Below are 21,301 nucleotides of genomic sequence, written 5' to 3' on the forward strand. Positions count from 1 at the left end.
GAGATGACGATGATCGTCGATTTTCTGAATACCGTTTTCTGGGGTTATGTCCTGATCTACGGACTGATTGCAGTGGGGGTGTATTTCACCATCCGTCTGCGCTTCCAGCAGGTGCTGAATTTCGGCGAGATGGTCCGCTCGGTCACTGCGGCCCGCTCTGAGGACCGTCAGGGGATTTCGCCCTTCCAGGCGCTTTGCACCAGCCTCGCCTCGCGCGTCGGCACCGGCAATATCGCCGGGGTGGCAGTGGCGCTGGTACTGGGGGGGCCGGGCGCTATTTTCTGGATGTGGGTGGTGGCCTTTGTCGGCATGGCGACCGCCTATGCTGAATCCACCCTCGCCCAGCTCTATAAAGTAAAGGACAAGGGCGATGCCGATGCGATCTATCGCGGCGGCCCCGCTTTCTATATTGCCCGCGGCCTCGGTATGCCCTGGCTCGGCGCGGTATTCTCGGTCTGCCTGATCATCTCCTTTGGCCTCGTGTTCAATGCCGTTCAGGCCAATTCTGTCGCAGATGCCATGGAAGGCGCCTTTGGCCTGCCCAAACTCACCACCGGTCTGATCCTCGCCGCTTTGACCGCTGTCGTGATCTTTGGCGGCATCCGCCAGATCGCGCGGGTCGCGGAATATATCGTGCCGGTCATGGCCGGGCTCTATCTGCTGGTCGCGCTGATCGTGGTGGTGATGAATATCTCAGAAGTCCCGGCCATGCTCTGGCAGATTATCGGCAATGCCTTTGGCCTGATCGAAGTCGCGGGCGGCGTGACCGGCGGGGTTGCGGCAGCCATGCTGAACGGCGTCAAACGCGGCCTGTTCTCGAATGAGGCCGGTATGGGCTCGGCTCCGAATATCGCGGCGGCCGCCACGCCCACCCCGCACCACCCCTCCAGCCAGGGCTTCGTCCAGGCTTTTGGCGTCTTTATCGACACTATCCTCGTCTGCACCGCCACCGCACTGATGATCCTGCTCTCGGGCGTCTATACGCCGGGCGGCGAGCTGACCGGGGCGCAGCTGACCCAGTCGGCGCTCGCAGACCATATCGGCGGCGCCGGACCGGTCTTCGTGGCGGTTGCCATCTTCTTCTTCGCTTTCACCTCGATCATCGGCAATTACGCCTATTCTGAAATGGCGCTGACTTTCCTTGGCATCGGCAATCGTACCGGCATGATTGCCCTGCGCTGCCTTGTGCTGGTCATGGTGATCTGGGGCGCGCTGCAGGCGGTGGCAACGGTATTCAATATCGCCGATGCCTCGATGGGGCTGATGGCGACAATCAACCTGGTCGCCATTGTCGCCCTGTCCGGATCTGTCGTTGTGCTGACGCGCAATTATTTTGAGCAGCGCCGCGCCGGGCAGGTGCCGGTGTTCCGCGTCGCTGAGCATCCGGAGATCTCCCGGGGTGTGGACCGCGATATCTGGAGCTGATCGCAGATCAGATCAGGCCGCGCCAGCACCCCCGGGCCCTGGCGCGGCCTCTTGCTTTCCCGTCCTGGGCGCGCAACTCTGCCCGGGGCGGGGCCAGCTGGCACCGCGCTTTTGTCCCATCCCGGGCAGGCTGCTCTGCCCGCAATTCAGATTCCGCAAGCACTTGTAAAAGAGCGCAATACCGGGATCAGAGAGCCTGACCTTCTATGATCGACAAGCTGCAGATGTTCATCGCCCTCGCCAAAGAGCGCCATTTTGGCCGCGCGGCCGAGAGTTGCGGTGTCACCCAACCCTCACTCTCTTCGGCGATCCGTCATCTGGAAGAGCAGCTTGGCGTGCAGCTGGTCCATCGCGGCTCGCGATTTCAGGGCCTGACGCCGGAAGGCAACCGGGTGCTGGAGCGGGCGCTGAAAATCGTCGGCGATGTGCGGGCTTTGCGCGATGAGATGCGGCTGGTGCGCTCGGGCCTGTCCGGCCATCTGCGCATGGGGGTGATCCCGACCGCGCTGCCGATGGTGGCGCAGCTGACCCGTCCCTTCCTCAACCGCCATCCGAATGTCACCCTGTCGATCCTCTCGCGCACCTCGGCCGAGATCCTGACCGGGATTGAAAGCCTCGATCTTGATGCCGGTATCACCTATCTCGACAATGAACCTTTGGGCCGGGTGACCCAGGCACCGCTTTACAGCGAGTTCTACCGCTTCATCTGCACCCCCGGCTCGCCCCTCGCCAGCCGCAGTGAGGTCACCTGGGCCGAAAGCGCGGCCGAGCCTTTATGCCTGCTGACCTCGGATATGCAGAACCGCCGGATCATCGATCAGAACCTTGCCGAGGCCGGTGCGCTGACCAAGGCGCGGGTGGAATCGAATTCCTCAATCGTGCTGGTCAGCCATGTGCTCTCGGGGGAATGGTGTTCGATCGTGTCGAAACGGCTGGCCGATATGTTCACCTCGGATGGCCGCCTGGTCTCGGTGCCGCTGGTCGGGCCGGAGGTTGAGCATGTGGTCGGGCTGATTTCGGCCCGGCGCGATCCGCAGACGCCGGTGATCGCCGCGCTGATGGATGAGGCGCAGCGCTACCGTACTCTCGGCATACGATAGGATACACCTATCAAGCGACGGGGCTTTTGAATTGATCGGCCTATAGCGCGGCGTATCCTGGAACCATGCCAGCGAGAGGCCCGCAGATGCTTGATTCCGTAGATATTGCCACCAGGGTTGCCGAAATCCTTGACCGACACCGTGGAACGGAAGGCGCTTTACTGCCGATTCTGCATGAGGTGCAGGCTCAGTTTGGCTATGTTCCGGAAGAGGTTCTGCCGCAGATTGCCCAGGATCAGAACATCTCAAAGGCCGAAGCCTATGGGGTGATGACCTTCTATCATGATTTCCGCTCCAAGCCCGCCGGGCAGCATGTGCTGAAGCTCTGTCGGGCCGAAAGCTGCAAAACCATGGGAGCCGATCAGCTGGCGGCCGCAGCCCGCGAAAAGCTGGGCATCGACTGGCATGAGACCACGCCCGACGGAAAAATCACCCTTGAGCCGATCTTCTGCCTTGGCCTTTGTGCCTGCGGCCCCGCCGCGCTGGTCGATGGCAAGGTGGTTGGCCGGGTGGATGAGGCAAAACTTGAGCAAATCGTAAAGGGGATGCGCTGATGAAAATCCGGATTCCCCGCGACGCCAGCGCCCGCGCCCTTGGAGCTGAGGAAGTTGTCACCGCGCTGCAGGCCGAAGCCGCACGGCGCGGAATTGATCTGACCATCACCCGCACCGGCTCGCGCGGTATGGTCTGGCTCGAGCCGCTGGTCGAGGTTGAGACCCCCGAGGGGCGTCAGGCCTTTGGTCCGATGACGCCGGAAGCGGTGGCCCAGGTGTTTGACGGTGGCCCGCTGGCGCTTGGCCTGACCGAAGAACTGCCCTGGATGAAAGCCCAGACCCGTCTGACCTTTGCCCGGGTGGGGGTGATCGACCCGCTGTCGCTGGCCGAATACCGGGCCCATGGCGGGCTGGAGGGGCTGAGCCGCGCCCTGACCATGAGCGGAGCCGATATCTGCGCCGAAGTGCTGGCCTCGGGCCTGCGCGGTCGCGGCGGCGCGGGCTTCCCGACCGGCATCAAATGGAAGACCGTCCATGATGCCGAAGGCGCGCAGAAATATATCGTCACCAATGCCGATGAGGGCGACAGCGCCACTTTCGCTGACCGCATGCTGATGGAAGGTGACCCCTTCACCCTGATCGAAGGCATGGCCATCGCTGGCCTGGCGGTCGGCGCGACGAAGGGCTTCATCTATTCCCGCTCGGAATATCCCGATGCCAATGAGGTGCTGGATGCGGCGATCCGCATTGGCCGCGCCGAAGGGCTCCTGGGCGAGAATATTCTGGGTTCAGGCCGCGCCTTCGATATCGAGCTGCGCGTGGGCGCCGGCGCCTATGTCTGCGGAGAGGAAACCGCGCTGCTGAACTCGCTCGAAGGCAAGCGCGGCACGGTGCGGGCCAAGCCGCCGCTGCCCGCGCTGAAGGGCTTTATGGGCCGCCCGACCGTGGTCAATAACGTGATTTCGCTGGCTTCGGTGCCGGTGATCCTCGCCCGGGGTGCTGAACATTACGCCGCCTTCGGCATTGGCCGCTCGAAAGGCACGATCCCGCTGCAGATTGCGGGAAATGTGAAATATGGCGGGCTTTATGAGATCGCTTTCGGCCTTACCCTGGATGAAATCGTCAACCAGATCGGCGGCGGCACCCTGTCCGGCCGCCCGGTCAAAGCGGTTCAGGTCGGCGGTCCGCTCGGCGCCTGGATGCCGGTCAGCCAGTTCGACACGCCTTTCGGCTATGAGGAATATGCCGGGAAAAACGCGCTGATCGGCCATGCCGGTCTGACGGTCGCCGATGATACGGTCGATATGCTGGAAATGGCGCGTTTCGCCATGGAATTCTGTGCCATCGAATCCTGCGGCAAATGCACGCCCTGCCGGATCGGCGCGGTGCGCGGTGTCGAGACGATTGAACGGATCGGGCGCGGCGACAGCGCGGCGATCCCGCTGCTGACCGATCTTTGCGAAACCATGAAAGCAGGCTCGCTCTGCGCCCTTGGCGGCTTCACCCCCTATCCGGTGCTGTCGGCCCTCACCCATTTCCCTGACGACTTCACAGCCAACGCCAAAGAGGCCGCAGAATGAAAGACTTCATCATTCCCGCTCCCATGTTCTCGGACCGGGACATGGGCACCCCCGCCTCAAAGTCGAAAACCCAGATCACGCTCGAAATCGACGGCTTTGAAGTGACCGTGCCGGAAGGCACCTCGATCATGCGCGCCGCCGCCGAGCTGGGGATCACCGTTCCCAAGCTCTGCGCCACCGATTCGATTGAGGCATTCGGTTCCTGCCGTCTGTGCCTTGTCGAGATTGAGGGCCGCAATGGCACCCCCGCCTCCTGCACCACGCCGGTCGCGCCCGGGATCAAGGTCAAAACCCAGACCGGGCGGCTGAAACAGCTGCGCAAAGGGGTGATGGAGCTTTATATCTCGGACCACCCGCTCGACTGCCTGACCTGCGGCGCCAATGGCGATTGCGAGCTGCAGGATATGGCGGGCGCGGTTGGCCTGCGCGATGTGCGCTATGAGGCCGAGGCCACCCATTTCCGGGCGAAAAACACCTCTGGCGAGACCAATATCGACTGGCTGCCGAAAGACGACAGCAATCCCTATTTCAGCTACGACCCGTCGAAATGCATCGTCTGCAACCGCTGCGTCCGCGCCTGTGAGGAAGTCCAGGGCACTTTCGCACTGACGATTGAGGGCCGTGGTTTCGACAGCCGCATCAAAGCCGGTGTGCGCGAGGATAATTTCCTCGCCTCGGACTGCGTTTCCTGTGGTGCCTGCGTTCAGGCCTGCCCGACCGCCACGCTGATCGAGAAATCGGTGCTCGACATCGGCACGCCTGAGCGTTCGGTCGTCACCACCTGCGCCTATTGCGGCGTCGGCTGCCAGTTCAAGGCCGAAATGCGCGGCGATGAGCTGGTGCGCATGGTGCCCTATAAGCATGGCAAGGCCAATCGTGGCCACAGCTGCGTCAAGGGCCGCTTCGCCTATGGCTATGCCAGCCATAAAGACCGGATCCTGTCGCCGATGATCCGCGATTCGATCAATGATCCCTGGCAGGAAGTCTCCTGGTCAGAGGCGATGGCCTTCGCCGCCAATCGCATGAAGGCGGTTCAGGAAAAATACGGCCGCCAGTCGGTCGGCGTCATCACCTCCTCGCGCTGCACCAATGAGGAAACCTATCTGGTGCAGAAGCTGACCCGGGCGGTGTTCCAGAACAACAATACCGATACCTGCGCCCGCGTCTGCCACTCGCCGACCGGCTATGGCCTCGGCCAGACCTATGGCACCTCGGCCGGCACCCAGGATTTCGACTCGGTGGAAGAGGCCGATGTGATCATGGTGATCGGGGCCAACCCGCATTCGGGCCACCCGGTCTTTGCCAGCCGGATGAAAAAGCGCCTGCGTCAGGGGGCGAAACTGATCGTCATCGACCCGCGCCGCACCGAATCGGTCGAGGGGCCGCATTACCGCGCCCAGCATCACCTGGCGCTGAAGCCCGGCACCAACGTCGCCATCGTCACCGCGCTGGCACATGTGATCGTCACCGAAGGTCTCTATGATGAGGCCTTCATCCGCGCCCGCTGCGACTGGGATGAATTCCAGGATTATATGGAATTCGCCGCCGATCCGCGCCATTCGCCCGAAGCGATTGAACTGCTGACCGGCGTTCCGGCAGCCGAGGTGCGCGGCGCGGCGCGTCTTTACGCCAAAGGCGGCAATGCCGCGATCTATTACGGGCTGGGCGTGACCGAGCACAGCCAGGGCTCGACCACGGTAATCGGTATCGCCAACCTCGCCATGCTGACCGGCAATATCGGCCGCCGCGGCGTCGGGGTGAACCCGCTGCGCGGCCAGAATAACGTGCAGGGCTCCTGTGATATGGGCAGCTTCCCGCATGAGCTGCCGGGCTATCGCCATGTGAAAAACCCGGAAGCCCGGGCGATTTACGAAAACATCTGGGGCGTGAAAATCGACCCCGAGCCCGGCCTGCGTATCCCCAATATGCTCGATGCTGCGGTTGAGGGTACCTTCAAAGGGCTTTACTGCCAGGGTGAGGATATCCTGCAGTCGGATCCCGACACCCATCACGTTGCGGCCGGTCTGGCAGCGATGGAATGTGTGATCGTTCACGACCTCTTCCTGAACGAGACCGCAAATTACGCCCATGTCTTCTTCCCGGGGTCGAGCTTCCTCGAGAAAGACGGCACGTTCACCAATGCCGAACGCCGCATCAATATGGTGCGCAAGGTGATGGCGCCGAAACAGGGCTATGCCGACTGGGAAGTCACCCAGATGTTTGCCAATGCCATGCTGGAAGGCTCGGGCCGCGCCCCCTGGGGCTATACCCATCCGACCCAGATCATGGATGAAATCGCCACCACCACCCCCTCTTTCGCCGGGGTGAGCTATGAGAAGATTGAGACCCTCGGCTCGGTGCAATGGCCGGTCAATGACAAGGCGCCGGAAGGCACGCCTCTGGTCCATGTCGATGGCTTCGTGCGCGGTAAGGGGAAGTTCATCCGCACCGAATATGTTGCCACCGATGAGAAGACCGGGCCGAAATTCCCGCTTCTGCTGACCACCGGCCGGATCCTGTCGCAATATAACGTCGGCGCGCAGACCAGGCGCACCGGCAACGTGGCCTGGCATGCCGAGGATCTGCTCGAGATCCATCCGCATGACGCCGAAAACCGTGGCATCCGTCAGGGTGACTGGGTGCGGCTGGCCTCGCGCGCCGGACAAACCAGCCTGCGCGCCGATATCACCGATAAAGTCTCGCCCGGCGTGGTCTATACCACCTTCCACCACCCCGATACCCAGGCCAATGTGATCACCACCGATTTCTCGGACTGGGCGACCAATTGCCCCGAGTATAAGGTGACGGCGGTGCAGGTCAGCCCGTCGAACGGGCCTTCGGAATGGCAGGAAGAATATTCGGCCCAGGCCACGCTTTCGCGCCGCATTCTGCCTGCTGCCGAATGAGCAGCTGACGGAGATCTCGATGCAAAGGGGCGCAATGCCCGTTCCCCGCCGGAAATTTGGCGGGGAAAGCGGGGGAGAGAGCGGCGAGAGGCTGCTGCCGCAGGAACATGCGGTGGCCCTGTCTTTCAATGGCTCGACCCAGGCGGTGATGATGGCGACACCGGATGATCTGGTCGATTTCGCCTATGGCTTTGCCCTGACCGAAGGTCTGGCCCGGCCCGATGAAATCGAAGAGATCACCGTGGTCGCCGGCGAACGCGGTACCGATGTTCAGACCTGGCTGGTGCCCGAGGCCGAGGCCCGGCTGAAAGAGCGCCGCCGCACCATGGCGGGGCCGGTCGGCTGCGGGCTCTGCGGCATTGATTCCATCGAACAGGCTCTGCGCGAGATGCCCAGGGTGGCCGAAACCGGTTTTCGTATGCGCGCGGCCGAGGTGATGGCGGCGATTGATGCTTTGCCCGCCCATCAGCCTTTGCATGATGTGACCCGCGCCGCCCATTGCGCCGCCTATTGGGTGCCGGGCGGGATCTATGCCGCGCGGGAGGATGTCGGGCGCCATAATGCGCTGGATAAACTCGCGGGCCATCTGATCCGCCATCCCCATGCCGAGGGCGCGGTGGTCCTGACCAGCCGGGTCTCGACCGATATGGTGCAGAAGGTCGCGGCGATCGGTGCTGCGATGCTGATCGCCGTCTCAGCCCCGACCGCCGATGCGGTCGCCCTTGCCGATCAGCTGGGCATCACTTTGATCGCTCTGGCCCGGCCCGACAGATTTGAGCTTTTTACCCATCCCCATCGTCTGATCCCGGAGGATCCCCATGTCCGTTGAGAAAATCACCCGCATGGCCAATCAGATCGCGCTTTTCATGGAAAGCAAGCCTGAGGCCGAAGGGATCGAAGGTCTGTCCAGCCATATCAATGATTTCTGGGAGCCGCGGATGCGGCGTCAGTTCTTTGAGCTGCTCGATGCCGGTGGCGAGGGCTTTCGCCCGCTGGTGATCCGCGCCGCCGAAAAGATCCGCCGCCCGGTTGCGGCCTGATCCGTTACAGCCAGACGGCCGAGAGCACATGGCCCTCGGCCAGGGTGATCCTGCCGGTCAGCTGCTCCCCGGCCGCGAAGGGCGCAATCCCTTCGCGAAAGCGCGCGACCAGGCGCGTGCCTTCAATCCTGACCGCCATTTTCTCAAAGCCAAAGACCCGCTGTGACAGCGGATATTGTGCCTTATAGGCCGCCTCTTTGGCGCTGAAGATCATCACCCCATGGCGCTCTTCCGGCCAGCCGGTGACCTGATCATCCGCATGAGCGATCCGGCTGATCAGGCCAGGATCGAAGTCGCGGGCCAGTTCCAGATCAAGTCCCAGCCCCCGGCCCTCGCGGGTCACGGCAGCGAGGCAGGCCTCACGGGAATGGGTGATGCTGCCCCGGATCCCCTCCGGCCAGCAGGGCGCGCGATCGGGAGCGCGCGGGATCGCCTGTTCTGCCTCGCCCAGCCGAGCCAGCGCCAGGCGCGCCGCATAGCGCCCGGCCGAGAATTCAGCCGCGCGTTTTGCGATCATCGCCCCCGCCTCCTCGCCCGGCAGCAGCGGATAGCTCTGTTTCGGATCGGCACTGGCCAGCGCTGAACCCGGTGGCAAAAGCCCGGCCAGCGTGCTTTCCAGCCGCAGCAGTCTGTCAGGCATCCAACCCCCGTCTGGCGAGGCGCATCGCCCGCCGCCGCGCCATAGCCGCATCAAGCCCCGAAGGCAAAGGCTGGGCTGCAACCTGCAGCAGCGGCTGAGCCGGATCCGCAGCGGCGGCAAAGCTCTGCACCGCAACCGGGGCGAGCTGCGCCGGGGCCGCAGAACCAGTGATATGGCTGATCAGCGCCTCCAGCACCGGGAAGCGGAAGATATCGGTGATCGAGACCCGGGCCCCTGGCACGGCCTCGCGGATCTCACGATGCAGCTGCACCGCCAGCAAAGAATGGCCGCCGAGCGCGAAGAAATTATCCTTCGGCGCCACTTTCGCCAGCCCCAGCACCCGCGCCCAGATCTTCGTCACCTCTGCCCCGAGCGCCGGATCAGCGCCCGCTGACGGCACCGCTGGCACCACAGCCGGGCTCGCCACTTCCGGCTCTGGCGCGGCGGCGGCAGCCATCAGGCGCTGATGCGGCGCCGGCAGGGCCTTGCGGTCCACTTTGCGGTTCGGGGTCAGCGGAAAAGCAGCCAGGTGCATATAATGGGCGGGCAGCATATGCGCGGGCAGCGCCCCGGCCAGAGCCGCCCGCAGCGCCGCCTCATCGGCATTGCCGCTGAAATAGGCCACCAGCCGCAGATCGCCGGGCTGGTCCTCGCGCGCCATGACCACCGCCTGGCTGACCCCTGCCTCCGCCTCCAGTGCCGCCTCGATCTCGCCCAGCTCGATACGGTAGCCACGCAGTTTCACCTGATGATCGGCGCGGCCGATGTAATCGACCCGGCCATCGGCGCGCCAGCGTACCAGATCGCCGGTCCGGTACATCCGGCCCGGATGCCAGGGGTTGGGCAGGAAGCGCTCGGCGGTCAGATCCGGGCGCTGCCAATAGCCGCGCGTCACTCCCTCACCGCCAATCCACAGCTCGCCCTCTGCGCCCGGCGGCACCGGCTGGCCCGCCTCATCCAGCACATAGTACTGCTGGTTCGCCAGTGGCCGCCCGATATTGACCACCGGCTCTGCCTTGCTGACCTCCTCAACCGAGGACCAGATCGTGGTTTCGGTCGGGCCGTACATATTCAGCAGCCGCCCGATACCCGCGCTTTGCAGCTCATCGACCAGCGCGCCCGGCAGCGCCTCACCGCCGATCATCATGGTCTGAACCCGGGCCAGAGCCGCCCGGCTTTCATCATTCATCACAATCATCCGCGCCATCGAGGGCGTGCATTGCAGATGGGTCACATTATGGCGGCGGATCTGTCCGGCGATGGAGAAATCATCCGCCCCGACCGCCGCAGGCGCGCTGCGCCGCACCACTTCGGCCAGCGGCTTCAGCCCCTCCAGCACCCGCTCTGGCGCAATGCCGTAATCAATCAGGCAGGCCACCTCACCCACGCCGATCGCTTTCAGCTCGCGCACCCGAGCCAGCGCATCCTCAATGGTGCCAAACAGGCCCGAATCCTCAAAATAGCGCTGGAAGGCGAAATCGAGGATCGCCTCATTCTCCTCCTCCGACAAAGCCGCGAGGTCGATCTGCATCGCATTGACCGCACCTTCAGGCTTTTTGAACGCCGGGAAGGCCCAGGCATATTGCTTCACCAGCGCCGCCGCCGAGGCGAGATAGGCCTTCATCGGCGCCTCGGCGATGCGCCGCGCCTCCTCACGCGTCTCCGCGATCAGCGTATGCAGCATAAGGGTTACGCTGAAACCGGCCGGATCATGGCCGGCGCCCTGCAAAGCCGCGTGATACAGCCTGATCTTGCCGGCCAGTTCGGCAATCGACTGGCCCAGAAGATGGGTCAGCACATTGGCCCCGGCCCTTCCGGCCTCCTCCCAGGTTTCAGGATTGCCGGCGGTGGTGACCCAGACCGGCAATTCACGTGAAACCGGGCGCGGCTGGGTTTTCACCGCAAAGGGCGTGCCATCGCCTTTCGGGAAAGACACTGCCTCGCCCCGCCAGAGCGCGCGCACCTGATCCATCGCGGCAAACATCGCCGCCTTATTGCCGGGCGGGGTGTTTTCAGGGCGCAGCACGAAATCATCGGGATGCCAGCCCGAGGCAAAGGCAAGGCCGGTGCGCCCATTGGTCAGATTGTCGATCACCGCCCATTCCTCGGCGATCCGCGCCGGATGGTGCAAAGGCGCCACCACCGATCCGGCCCGGACGGCAAGATTGCGCGTCACTGCCGCCACCGCCGCCCCGGTCACCGAAGGATTGGGATAGGGGCCACCAAAGGCATGGAAATGCCGCTCGGGCGTCCAGACCGCCTTAAAGCCATGCTGATCGGCGAATTTCGCCCCCTCCAGCAGAAGATGGTATTTCTGCGGCCCCTGACCATCGTCATTGCCCCAGTAATAGATCGAAAAATCCATGCCCTCGCCCGGCGCAGCCTCGCCCCGGAAATCCCCGCTCGAGGCAACCAGCGCCCGGTTTTCATCGGATGAGATCACCAGCTTAAAGCCGCGCGCCAGGGTCCAGAACAGTTCGAGCACCGAAATATCGAAGGAAAGCGAGGTGACCGCCAGCCAGCAGCCGGGATCAGTACCGATGCACTGATCCATGCCCGCAAAGAAATTCGCCACATTCCGATGTTCGACCAGCACGCCCTTCGGCCGTCCGGTCGAGCCCGAGGTATAGATCATATAGGCAATATCTTCCGGCCCGGCGCCGCCGCTCAGATCACCCGTCGGCGCGCTGGCAAGGCGGGCATCCTGATCCATGATCAGAAGCTGCGGCCCCTCGGGCAGCGAAGCTGCGGTGGCGCGATCGGTCACGATCACCGGCGCGCCACTGTCTTCGGCAAAAAGCGCAATTCGTTCAGCGGGATAGGCCGGATCCATCGGCACATAGGCCCCGCCCGCTTTCAGGATCGCCAGCGCCCCCGCCACCAGATCCGGGCCGCGCCGGGTCGAAAGCCCGACCAGCACCCCCGGCCCCACCCCCATCCGGCGCAGCACATGCGCGGCGCGGTTGGCCCGGGCATTCAGCCCGGCATAGCTGAGCATTTCGCCCTCAAAAGCCAGGGCCGGTGCCTCGGGATGCAAAGCGACACGGGCCTCAAAGGCCTGATGCATCAGGATAGTCCGGTCATATGCGGCCGCAGTCTGATTATGGCCGAGAGTTACAAGCGCCAGTTCAGAGGGTGTCAGACCCGGCACCTCTGCCAGTGGCTGATCCGCCGCCCCGGCAAGAAACCGGGCGACAGAGCCGATCCTGGCGACCAGATCCGCAGCGGCCTGCGGCTCCAGCCGGGAGGCATCAAACCAGGCCCGCCCTGGCGCGAGCGTCAGCACCGCACCGGGCAAAGCCGCACCCTCTGACAGCGCCAGCGCCGGAACCTGCAAGCCTTCAAGCCGGGCATCGCGGCTCAGCAGATCCAGCGGCCATCCCGTGGCATCGCGGGCCAGCGCGGCCGCCAATGCGGCCCGGGCCCCGGCCAGCCCCTGCCCCGCTGCCACCGACAGCGGCTGCCAGTCGGCAATATAGCCTGGCAGACCAGGGGCGGCCCGGGCCAGATCCCCGGCTTGCGCCCCGCAGGCACGCAGCGCGGCCAGCACCAGCAGCTCAGGGGCGGTCCGTTCCATCTCTATCGCCTGCAGCCTGGGCGCGACGGGCGCCTGAGCCAGCGCCCCCGGCACCGCAACCGGCTGCAGCGCGGTCAGGCTTTTCAGCAGATCCCTCTCCTGCGGGGCGAGGCTGGCCAGCCTCGCCGTCAGCTCATGCGCCTCCTCTGGCTGCATGAGCGGCAGCTGCCGCTCATGCAGGGCAGAGGCGCAGACCGGCAGGCCTTTTTCCTGACATGTCAGCCGGCTCAGCCGCAAAGCCCCGTCAGAACAGGCCACCACCAGCCCCTCCTGATCCGCCGACAACACCTCCCCCGGCGCGCCCCGCCCCCCGGCCAGCGCGGCAGTACCGACATTGAGGATCCGGCTTCCGGTATCGATTTTCGCGGTGCAGACCGGGTTAGGATAGCCCCCATGATCAAGCGCCCGGATCAGCCGCAACAGCCCGGCCCGCGGTCTGGTCCAGTCGAGCCGCCCCATGGCCGCGGGCCGGTCGGCGCGCCGATGCATCTGATGCGGCGCGCTTTTATCCTGAAGATGCCCCGCCGCCCCGTCTTCCAGCGCCGCGATCACCTCGGGGAAACTGTCGAGCCCGGCCTCAAAGCAGCGGCTGTTCAGCGTCAGCGCGGTCTCATCCGGCGCCAGATCAAAGCGCCGCTCCACAAGGATGCGCCCCTGATCCACGCCACCCTCGATCCGGTGCCAGGTGATGCCATGGCGGGGCTCGCCCGCGAGCAGCGCCCAGACCGGCGCATTCAGCCCGGCAAGTTCGGGCAGCGGCCCGTCATGGAAATTCACCGCCCCCTGCCCGGCCCGCGCCAGCACCCCAGGCGACAGCAGCCGCAGGCTGGCAACCGACAGGATCCAGTCCACCCGCGGCAAAGCCTCCGGCTCTGCTGCCGCGCCAGTGCTGATGCCCTGAGCCAGAGCCCAGGCCTGAATGGCAGCGGAATCGGACAGCAGATGCGCAATCCTGTGCCCGCGCGCCAGCCAGAGTGCGGCGCATTCGCGGGTAAGGGTTTCATTGCCAATCACAACAGCGGTAAGGCTCATGCTTTTTCCCTCCGGACCGGCGCGTTTTTCGCCTCTGGCAGCGGCCGGAATCTCCGGCGGAAATGATGTTTTAACATATCGCGCAGATAATAAGGCGGATCGCCCCGCTCTTTGGTCTGCACCAGCAACCGCGCCCGCCACAAACCCCCGCCAAGCGCGGCGGCCAAGGTCGCGGCAATCGCACCGCTGCGGCCATGGTTTTTGGTGAAATAATGCAACCGGCTGTCGAGCCAGAAACCCGGCAGCCGCTGCCACTGCCTCATCCCGGTCGAGACCGACCCGATATGCATGACCCTGCTTTCGGGCAGGTAAACCGCCTGCCACCCGGCACGCGCGCCGCGCAGCATCAGATCCGTCTCCTCAAAATAAAGGAAAAACCGCTCATCAAACAAACCGATCTGATCGAGCATATCCTGGCGCAGCATCAGACTGGCCCCGGCCATCCAACCGGCCCGGGCCGTGACCTGCGGCACCGGCATGGCGACGATTTTATGCCGCAACAGGCGCGAAACCAGGCCAAGACGCAGATGGCTTTCAAATTCGCCCGCCACCGAAGGGAAGCGGAAGGCGGTCTGATGCGCCGCGCCATCCTCGCCATAAATATACGAACCGGCAAAACCTGCTTCGGGATGCGCCTCAAGATAGCCAAGCAGGGTCCGGATCGCGCCCGGCTCGGGAAAGGCGTCCGAATTGAGGACATAGACATAATCCGGGCGCTGCCCCGCCGGGAAATCCCCTTGCAGGCCTGCGCGGATGCCATGGTTATTGCCCGCGCCAAAGCCGCCATTCTGCCCGGATTGCAGCACCCGGACCGGGGTTTCGCCTTTGTCCCAGCCGCGGGCCTGGACCGCGCGGCTCATCCTGTCGAACGAACCATCACCCGAGGCATTATCCACAATGGTGATCGCGCCGCTGATCCCCTGCATGGCAGCCCGCGCGGCCTCGGCGGCACGCAGGGTCATATCGGCGGTACGCCAGTTGAGAATGACGGTCAGAACGCTGGCCAAACTGTTACCCCGCATTGCCGGGGGGCTGCGCGCCCTCACCGGCTTCCAGCGCCTGCAACAGCGCTTTCAGTCGCGATGCCAGCACCCGGACATTGGGCTCAAGCACCATTGAATCGTGATCGCCCGGCACTTCCACCACCTGCAGCGCCGGGGCAAAACGGGTCAGGTCATTGTCCGGCGTCACATATTCGCGCGCCACCGAGACATATTTGCCGCCCGATACCTTCCAGTGCCGGTCGAGCGGCGGGCGGAGCAATACGGTCGCCCCCTGACGCTGCGACATTTCATAGCGCGGCAGCGCCGCCCGGAAGGCGCGCTCAATGGCGGCATTATGAAAGCCGGTCTCCGGCGCAGCCCCGGCCGCATGGCGCTGCGCTTCAGCCCAGGCACGCCGGTTCTCGCGCCATTCGCTGATGTAAGACAGGCCCTTGCGCCGGAATTCGCTCAGCTTGATCAGGGCCTTATCCTGTCGTGTCAGGACAGGGCGCATCGGCAAAGGCGTATCGAGCAGGGTCAGCAGCGCCACTTCCTCGCCCCCGGCTTCCAGCTGGCGCGCCATTTCCCAGGCGATCAGCCCACCGCCCGAGAAGCCGCCCAGCAGATAGGGGCCAGAGGGCTGAACCTGGCGCAGCTCGGCCAGATAGTCGCGCGCGGCTTCGGTAAAGCTGTCATGCGGCTGATCCTCGCCGTAAAGGCCGCGGGCCTGGAGGCCGTAAAACGGCCGCTCCCGCCCGAGCAGCCCGGCCAGATGGCGCAGGTTCAGCACATTGCCGAACATGCCTGCCACCAGGAAGAAAGGCGTCTTTGTTCCGCCCTCACCCTGATGCATCGGCACCAGATGGATATAGCGCCGCGCGGGTTTCGCCGCCGGACGCGGAGTTGTCGCCTCGCCCTCGCCGCTGCTGCCAGGTGCGATCCCCGCCGCCTCGCGGATCAGCGCAGCACAGGCGGCAACCGTCGGCGCCTCAAACAGCACCGAAATCGGAAAATCGACCGACCAGGTCTTTTTCACCATCGAGAACAGCCGCACCGCGATCAGGCTATGGCCGCCAAGCGCGAAGAAATCATCCTCGACCCCCACCTGCGCCACCCCCAGCAGCTCTTGCCAGAACCCGGCCAGGCTGCGCTCGATATCATCGCGCGGCGCCAGATAATCCGTCCCGAGATCCGGGCGCTCAAAGGCCTGGGCGGCACTGCGCGAGGGTTCGGCTGCCGCCCCGGTCTGGCGGATCAGCGCCGGCATATCCAGCGACGAAACGACGATCTGCGACAGGCCCGTATTCAGCGCCCGGCCAAAGACCGCCACCCCCTCCTCGGGGCGGATGCCCTGGCGGAAGGCCGCGACCAGCCGCTCTTCGGCCGGCGACAGCGGTTTCGCACTGCCCTCATCGCTTTCGAGGCTGCGCGGATCGGGCGTCGGGAAGCTGAGCGCGGCATCGAGGCGGCGAATGGTAAAGCCGGTGATCTCGGCCAACACCTTGCCCTCGGGCGTGGCCAGCGTCACATCAAATACCGCCACCGGCCGGTCGGCGCGGTTCTCAGCCGCATTCCTGACATGGCTGACCAGCCGGGGCGTCAGCGGCGCATAAAGCCGCAGGCCTCCATAGCTGACCGGCACCCAGAGCCGGTCGGGCCGGTAGCCCGCAATCAGCTCCATCGCCCAGCCGGTTGCCAGATCAGCCAGCGCCGGATGGACCAGCCAGCCCTCGCCCGGCTCGGCCTGATAGGGGGCGGGCAAAGCAAGATGTGCCAGCCCCTCACCCTCGCCCCAGGCCCGGCTCTGCAGCACCCGCCAGCGCGGGCCAAAATCCAGGAATTCCTCCTGGGGGCTGACCAGCCCCTCGCCGGTCTCTGCCGGGCCCAGACGCGCGGCGATGGCGGCAGGATCGATCTGTGGCGCGCGGTCGCCGAGCGGCAGCAGCCGGGCCGTGGCATGGGTCAGCCAGCCCTCGCGTCCCCCGATTTTGAGGAAGGACTGCAGTTCATAGCTATAGCCCTCTTCGCTGCGCCCGAGCCGCAGCCGCAGCTGACGCTGCTCGCCCCCGGCCAGATCGAGCGCGCGGAAGAAGGTCAGATCGCAAAGCTCAAAGCCACCGCTCTCGCCCTGCGCGGCCCAGGCCTCGGCCGCCAGTTCCAGATAGGCGGTGCCCGGGATCAGCGCCGCGCCCGCTTTGGTGCGGTGGCCGTCAAACAGCCAGTGATCGGTGCTGAACCGGCCAAAGAACAGCCGGTTGCCTTTGGCATCGAACCCGGCCTCGCTGAGCATCTGCTGCCGGATCGGCAGGCGTGGCGCCTCGGGGCGGCCCATCCGGTCTGACAAAGCCTCGGCGGCCATGCCAACCCCCTGCCAGATACCCCAGTTCAGCGCCACCACCCGGGTTTTGCCCCCGGCGCGGCTCTGGGCAAAGGCGTTCAGATATTCATTGGCGGCGATGTAATCGACCTGTCCTGCCGGCCCGGTCCAGGTCGAGCTGGAGGAGAAGAGTACCATAGTGGCAATGCTGCCATCCGGAAACAGCCGGTCCAGCACGCCGGTGCCATGCAGTTTTGGCGCGAAGACCTCTTCCGCCTCCTGCGGAGCCTTGGCCAGCAGCGGTCCATCGGCCACCACCCCCGCCGCATGGATCAGCATTTCCACCGGGCCAAAGGCCTGAATGGCGGCATCCCGCGCCGCCTGCATCTCATAGAGATCGGCCACATCGGCCTGCAAAACCCGCACCGCACCCCCGGCCCCGGCCGCAATCGCCTCCAGCCGCGCCAGCGCCATCAGCCGGCGCGAGATTGCATCCCCGGCGCCGTGCCGCGCCAGCCAGGCCTCGCGGGCCGCCCCTTCGGGCAGAGCGGCCCGGGCGATCAGGCTGATCTTCGCGCCATGGCGGCGGGTCATCTCTTCGGCCAGCGCGAGACCAATGCCGCCAAAGCCGCCGGTGATCATCACATGCGCGCCCTGCGGCAGGGCCAGCGCTTCCTCAGGAAGGGCAGCCGGGCGCAGGCCGCGCTGCCAGCGACGTCCGCCGCGCAGGGCGGCAACCGCCCCGCCATCGGCCATGGCCTCCTCGATTAACGTATCGGCCAGCGCCGCAGCGCCCTCCGGTGCCCCCAGCTCAAGATCGATCTGCGTGAGGCTGACACCCGGCAGCTCACGCGCCCCCGCCAGCACCGGCCCCAGCACCATGGCCTTGCCGGGCCAGGGCAGAGCCTCGCCCTTCAGCCGCGCCGCGCCATTGGTCGCCACCACCAGCTTCAGATCCCGGGCCAGGTTTTCATCGGCCAGCGCCTGCAGCAGGAACAGAAGCGACCAGAAGCCCTGCTCCTGGATCTTCTGGGCAAAGCTCGATCCGGGGCGGAAGCTCTCGCCCCTGGCCAGCAGCCAGCCATGCAGGATGCGGGTCGGGGTCAGGCCGCGTCCGGTCAGATGCTGGATCAGCTGATCATAGCCCTCGCGCCCGCGCTCAGACGGCAGGGTGTAATGCCCGCCCGCCGTCTCGGCAAAAGTGTCGCCCGCTGTCACCAGAACCGCACGGTGGCCTGCGGCCTGGAGCCGGGCGGCGGCGGCAGCGGCAATGCCCTCGGCATCGGCAAAGATCAGCCAGGTCCCGGGTGACAGATCGGCCAGATCGCCGATCTCGGCCCCGGCTTCCTTCGGTCGCCAATGCGCCTTCCAGCCCCAGTCGCGCAGATTTTCAGCCCGGGCCGGGGCGGCTGCCTCAGCCGCCTCGCGCTGCTGGCCGGGGGGAATGAAATAGGATTTGCGCTGAAAGGCATAGCCGGGCAGCGGCAGGCGCAGCCGCGCCTTGCCGCCCCAGATCTGGGCCCAGTCGGTCTGTAGCCCGCAGGCCCAGAGCCGCGCAATCGAGCCGATCAGCCAGGCGTCATCGCTGATCTTCTGCGCCGGATGGCGCAAAGCCGGAACCAGCGCCCCCTGAGCAATGCCATTCGCGCCGGCAAGCGAGGACAGCGCCCTGCCCGGCCCCATCTCCATGAAGATCCGCCCCGGCACCGCGCCGAGCGTGGCGAGGCAATCGCGAAAACGCACGGTATTGCGCAGATGCGCCACCCAATATTCGGGATCGCAGGCCTCGGCGGCGCTGAGTTCGCGCCCGCTGCGGTTTGAGATGATCGGGATCTGCGGCGCGCTGAGGCTCAGCCCCTGCAAAAACGCCCGGAAGTCCTGCAGGATCGGCTCAAGCATCCGGCTGTGGGCGGCGATATTGATCGCCACCCTCTGCGCCTCAATCTCATCCGCGGCAAGGCGTTCGCTGAGCGCCTGCAATGCCGCATCCGGACCCGAGACCACGCAAAGCCCCGGCCCGTTGACCGAGGCCATATCAAGATCGTCACGCAGATAGGGGGCGAGATCGGCCTCGGATAAAGGCACCGACAGCATTCCCCCGGCAGGCACGGTGTCAAACAGCCTGCCGCGCAGGGTGACCAGCGCGATGCAATCCTCAAAAGACATCACCCCGGCAAGAGCGGCAGCGGTGTTCTCGCCCATGGAATGGCCGACCAGCGCCACCGGATGCACCCCCCAGGAGGCATAGAGTTTTGCCAGCGCATATTCGGTGATCATGATCAGCGGCAGCTGCAGCGAGGGGCGTTTCAGCGCCTCATCCGCCGCAGCTTCCTCCCCGGGCGCGGGCAGCCAGAGCGCGCGGATATCCTGATCGGTCAGGGTGGCGAGATGGGCCAGCCCCGCATCCATCACATCGGCAAAGACCGGCTCGGTCTCGTAAAGATCGCGTGCCATACCGGCATATTGCGCCCCGCCGCCGGGGAACATGAAGATCACCTCCGGAGCCTCGCCCAGAGGCTCATGGTCAAAAACCAGACGCGGATCGCTGCCCGCGAGCAGATCTGCCGCCTGGTCATGGCTTTCGGCCACCAGCACCCGGCGCTTTTCAAAGGCGCGGCGGCCCTCTTTCAGGGTAAAGGCCACATCGGCCAGATCCTGTTCCGGATGGGCCCGCAGATGCGCCGCCAGCCGCGCCGCCTGGTCGTTCAGCGCCGCTTTCGAGCGCGCCGAAAGCACCAGCGGCTGCACTGGCCAGTCGCTTTCTTCGGCCTTTGCGCGGCGCGGCGCCTCTTCCAGCACCGCATGGGCATTGGTGCCGCCCACGCCAAGGCTGTTGACGCCCGCGCGCAGAACCGGCGCCACCCAGGGGCTCAGCGCATGATTGACCCGGAAGGGTGAGGTTTCAAAATCAATCGCCGGATTGGGCGCCTCATAGCCAAGGCTCGGCGGCAGCTCGCGGTGATGCAGCGACAAAGCCACTTTGATCAGACTGGCCACCCCGGCGGCGGTATCGGTGTGGCCGATATTGGTTTTGACCGAGCCGATCCGGCAATGCCCGGTGGCAGAACCGCTTTCGCGGAAGGCATCGGTCAGCGCCGCCACCTCAATCGGATCGCCGAGATAGGTGCCGGTGCCATGGCATTCGACATAGGTCACACTGTCAGAGCTGACCCCGGCCAGGGCCTGGGCCTCGGCGATACAGGCCGACTGACCATCGACGCTGGGGGCCAGATAGCCCGCCTTAGCCGCGCCGTCATTATTGATCGCCGTGGCCTTCAGGATCGCCCAGATATGATCGCCGTCCCGGATCGCATCTGTGGCGCGGCGCAGCACCACGCAGCCCGCTCCCGAGCCGAAAACCGTGCCCTGGGCGCGGTGGTCAAAGGCATGGCAATGGCCATCGGGCGAGAGGATCTCACCCTCCCGGAAGAGATAGCCGCGCGCATGGGGCAGCTCGATGGTGACACCGCCCGCCAGTGCCATATCGCATTCGCCGTTCAGAAGCGCCTGGGCCGCGTAATGCACCGCCACCAACGAGGTCGAGCAGGCGGTCTGCACATTGACCGAAGGGCCTTTGAGATCAAGGATATGGCTGACCCGGGTCGAGAGGAAATCCTTGTCATTGCCGGTATGGCGCAACAGGAACATCCCGGTCTCTTCGACCAGATCGCGGTTTGAGCACAGGTTGAAATAGAAATAGCTGCCCATACCGCAGCCGGCCCAGACCCCGATCGAGCCGTTGAATTTTTCCGGCGGATGGCCCGCGTTTTCCAGCGCCTCCCAGGCCACTTCGAGGAACTGGCGGTGCTGCGGATCGAGGATTGCCGCTTCTTTCGGCGAGAAGCCGAAGAATTCGGCATCAAAGGTCTCAAAGCCCTCGAGAACGGCGGCGGCAGGCACGTAATTCGGCCGCGCCAGCTTTGCCGGGCTTTCGCCACTCGCGAGCAGCTCTTCGCGCGAAAGGCTGCGGATCGCCTCGATCCCTTCGCGAAGGATGTGCCAGTAGCCCTCAAGATCCGAGCATCCCGGCAGATGCGCGCTCATCCCGACGATTGCAATGTCGGTCTCGCTCAGTCCGGGCCGATTGTTCCGCTCGTCCTTCATATCACCCCTTCACACCAGCCCCGGCAAACCGGGATGCGCCCCGGCCGCCCTGAAAGCCCGCCTGCTGCCCCGGCAGATTAGCTTAAAGATCTGAACCGGCATA

At 65.2% G+C, this 21,301-nt stretch carries 11 protein-coding genes; 7 read left to right on the forward strand and 4 right to left on the reverse strand.

What is annotated here, in order from left to right; translation table 11 throughout:
* The first annotated feature begins 3 nt into the window (after positions 1-3).
* The 7 genes from H0485_RS00905 to H0485_RS00935 all read left to right on the forward strand — a co-directional run bounded on the left by H0485_RS00905 (position 4) and on the right by H0485_RS00935 (position 8,545).
* Positions 4-1,425: an alanine/glycine:cation symporter family protein gene (locus H0485_RS00905; RefSeq protein WP_226933440.1), complete on the forward strand. Its 1,422-nt coding sequence runs from the start codon at positions 4-6 to the stop codon at positions 1,423-1,425.
* A 206-nt stretch (positions 1,426-1,631) separates the two neighbouring features.
* Complete coding sequence (locus H0485_RS00910) at positions 1,632-2,525, forward strand: LysR family transcriptional regulator (protein WP_226933441.1); 894 nt, start codon at positions 1,632-1,634, stop codon at positions 2,523-2,525.
* A gap of 86 nt (positions 2,526-2,611) precedes the next feature.
* Complete coding sequence (locus H0485_RS00915) at positions 2,612-3,079, forward strand: formate dehydrogenase subunit gamma (protein WP_226933442.1); 468 nt, start codon at positions 2,612-2,614, stop codon at positions 3,077-3,079.
* Positions 3,079-4,599 (forward strand): formate dehydrogenase beta subunit, encoded by a 1,521-nt coding sequence (locus H0485_RS00920; protein ID WP_226933443.1) that lies wholly within the window; start codon positions 3,079-3,081, stop codon positions 4,597-4,599. The genes H0485_RS00915 and H0485_RS00920 overlap by 1 nt, the downstream gene beginning before the upstream one ends.
* Positions 4,596-7,505 (forward strand): formate dehydrogenase subunit alpha, encoded by a 2,910-nt coding sequence (gene fdhF, locus H0485_RS00925; RefSeq protein WP_226933444.1) that lies wholly within the window; start codon positions 4,596-4,598, stop codon positions 7,503-7,505. Before H0485_RS00920 ends, fdhF begins: the two co-directional genes overlap by 4 nt.
* Before the next feature lie 34 nt (positions 7,506-7,539).
* Positions 7,540-8,334: a formate dehydrogenase accessory sulfurtransferase FdhD gene (gene fdhD, locus H0485_RS00930; protein WP_226933445.1), complete on the forward strand. Its 795-nt coding sequence runs from the start codon at positions 7,540-7,542 to the stop codon at positions 8,332-8,334.
* Positions 8,324-8,545: a formate dehydrogenase subunit delta gene (locus H0485_RS00935; protein WP_226933446.1), complete on the forward strand. Its 222-nt coding sequence runs from the start codon at positions 8,324-8,326 to the stop codon at positions 8,543-8,545. Before fdhD ends, H0485_RS00935 begins: the two co-directional genes overlap by 11 nt.
* A gap of 4 nt (positions 8,546-8,549) precedes the next feature.
* On the opposite strand, the gene H0485_RS00940 is transcribed toward H0485_RS00935, so the two are convergent.
* Genes H0485_RS00940 through H0485_RS00955 form a run of 4 tightly spaced genes read right to left on the reverse strand, consistent with a single transcriptional unit; the run spans position 8,550 to position 21,198 of the window.
* Positions 8,550-9,185, reverse strand: coding sequence for a 4'-phosphopantetheinyl transferase family protein (locus H0485_RS00940; RefSeq protein WP_226933447.1), 636 nt, complete (start codon positions 9,183-9,185; stop codon positions 8,550-8,552).
* Complete coding sequence (locus tag H0485_RS00945; protein WP_226933448.1) at positions 9,178-13,794, reverse strand: MupA/Atu3671 family FMN-dependent luciferase-like monooxygenase; 4,617 nt, start codon at positions 13,792-13,794, stop codon at positions 9,178-9,180. Before H0485_RS00945 ends, H0485_RS00940 begins: the two co-directional genes overlap by 8 nt.
* Entirely contained in the window at positions 13,791-14,801 is a 1,011-nt protein-coding gene (locus H0485_RS00950; RefSeq protein ID WP_226933449.1) for a glycosyltransferase family 2 protein, read from the reverse strand. The genes H0485_RS00945 and H0485_RS00950 overlap by 4 nt, the downstream gene beginning before the upstream one ends.
* A gap of 4 nt (positions 14,802-14,805) precedes the next feature.
* On the reverse strand, positions 14,806-21,198 hold the full coding sequence (locus H0485_RS00955) for a type I polyketide synthase (protein WP_226933450.1): 6,393 nt from the start codon (positions 21,196-21,198) through the stop codon (positions 14,806-14,808).
* Between the last annotated feature and the right edge of the window lie 103 nt (positions 21,199-21,301).

Origin of the sequence: Pseudogemmobacter faecipullorum, assembly GCF_020539525.1 — a bacterium.
Classification (GTDB): Bacteria; Pseudomonadota; Alphaproteobacteria; order Rhodobacterales; family Rhodobacteraceae; genus Pseudogemmobacter; species Pseudogemmobacter faecipullorum.

Excerpts from the sequence above, each read along its gene's own strand:
- H0485_RS00905 (WP_226933440.1), top strand. The coding sequence starts at position 4 with ATGACGATGATCGTCGATTTTCTGAATACCGTTTTCTGGGGTTATGTC.
- H0485_RS00910 (WP_226933441.1), top strand. The coding sequence starts at position 1,632 with ATGATCGACAAGCTGCAGATGTTCATCGCCCTCGCCAAAGAGCGCCAT.
- H0485_RS00915 (WP_226933442.1), top strand. The coding sequence starts at position 2,612 with ATGCTTGATTCCGTAGATATTGCCACCAGGGTTGCCGAAATCCTTGAC.
- H0485_RS00920 (WP_226933443.1), top strand. The coding sequence starts at position 3,079 with ATGAAAATCCGGATTCCCCGCGACGCCAGCGCCCGCGCCCTTGGAGCT.
- fdhF (WP_226933444.1), top strand. The coding sequence starts at position 4,596 with ATGAAAGACTTCATCATTCCCGCTCCCATGTTCTCGGACCGGGACATG.
- fdhD (WP_226933445.1), top strand. The coding sequence starts at position 7,540 with ATGCCCGTTCCCCGCCGGAAATTTGGCGGGGAAAGCGGGGGAGAGAGC.
- H0485_RS00935 (WP_226933446.1), top strand. The coding sequence starts at position 8,324 with ATGTCCGTTGAGAAAATCACCCGCATGGCCAATCAGATCGCGCTTTTC.
- H0485_RS00940 (WP_226933447.1), bottom strand. The coding sequence starts at position 9,185 with ATGCCTGACAGACTGCTGCGGCTGGAAAGCACGCTGGCCGGGCTTTTG.
- H0485_RS00945 (WP_226933448.1), bottom strand. The coding sequence starts at position 13,794 with ATGAGCCTTACCGCTGTTGTGATTGGCAATGAAACCCTTACCCGCGAA.
- H0485_RS00955 (WP_226933450.1), bottom strand. The coding sequence starts at position 21,198 with ATGAAGGACGAGCGGAACAATCGGCCCGGACTGAGCGAGACCGACATT.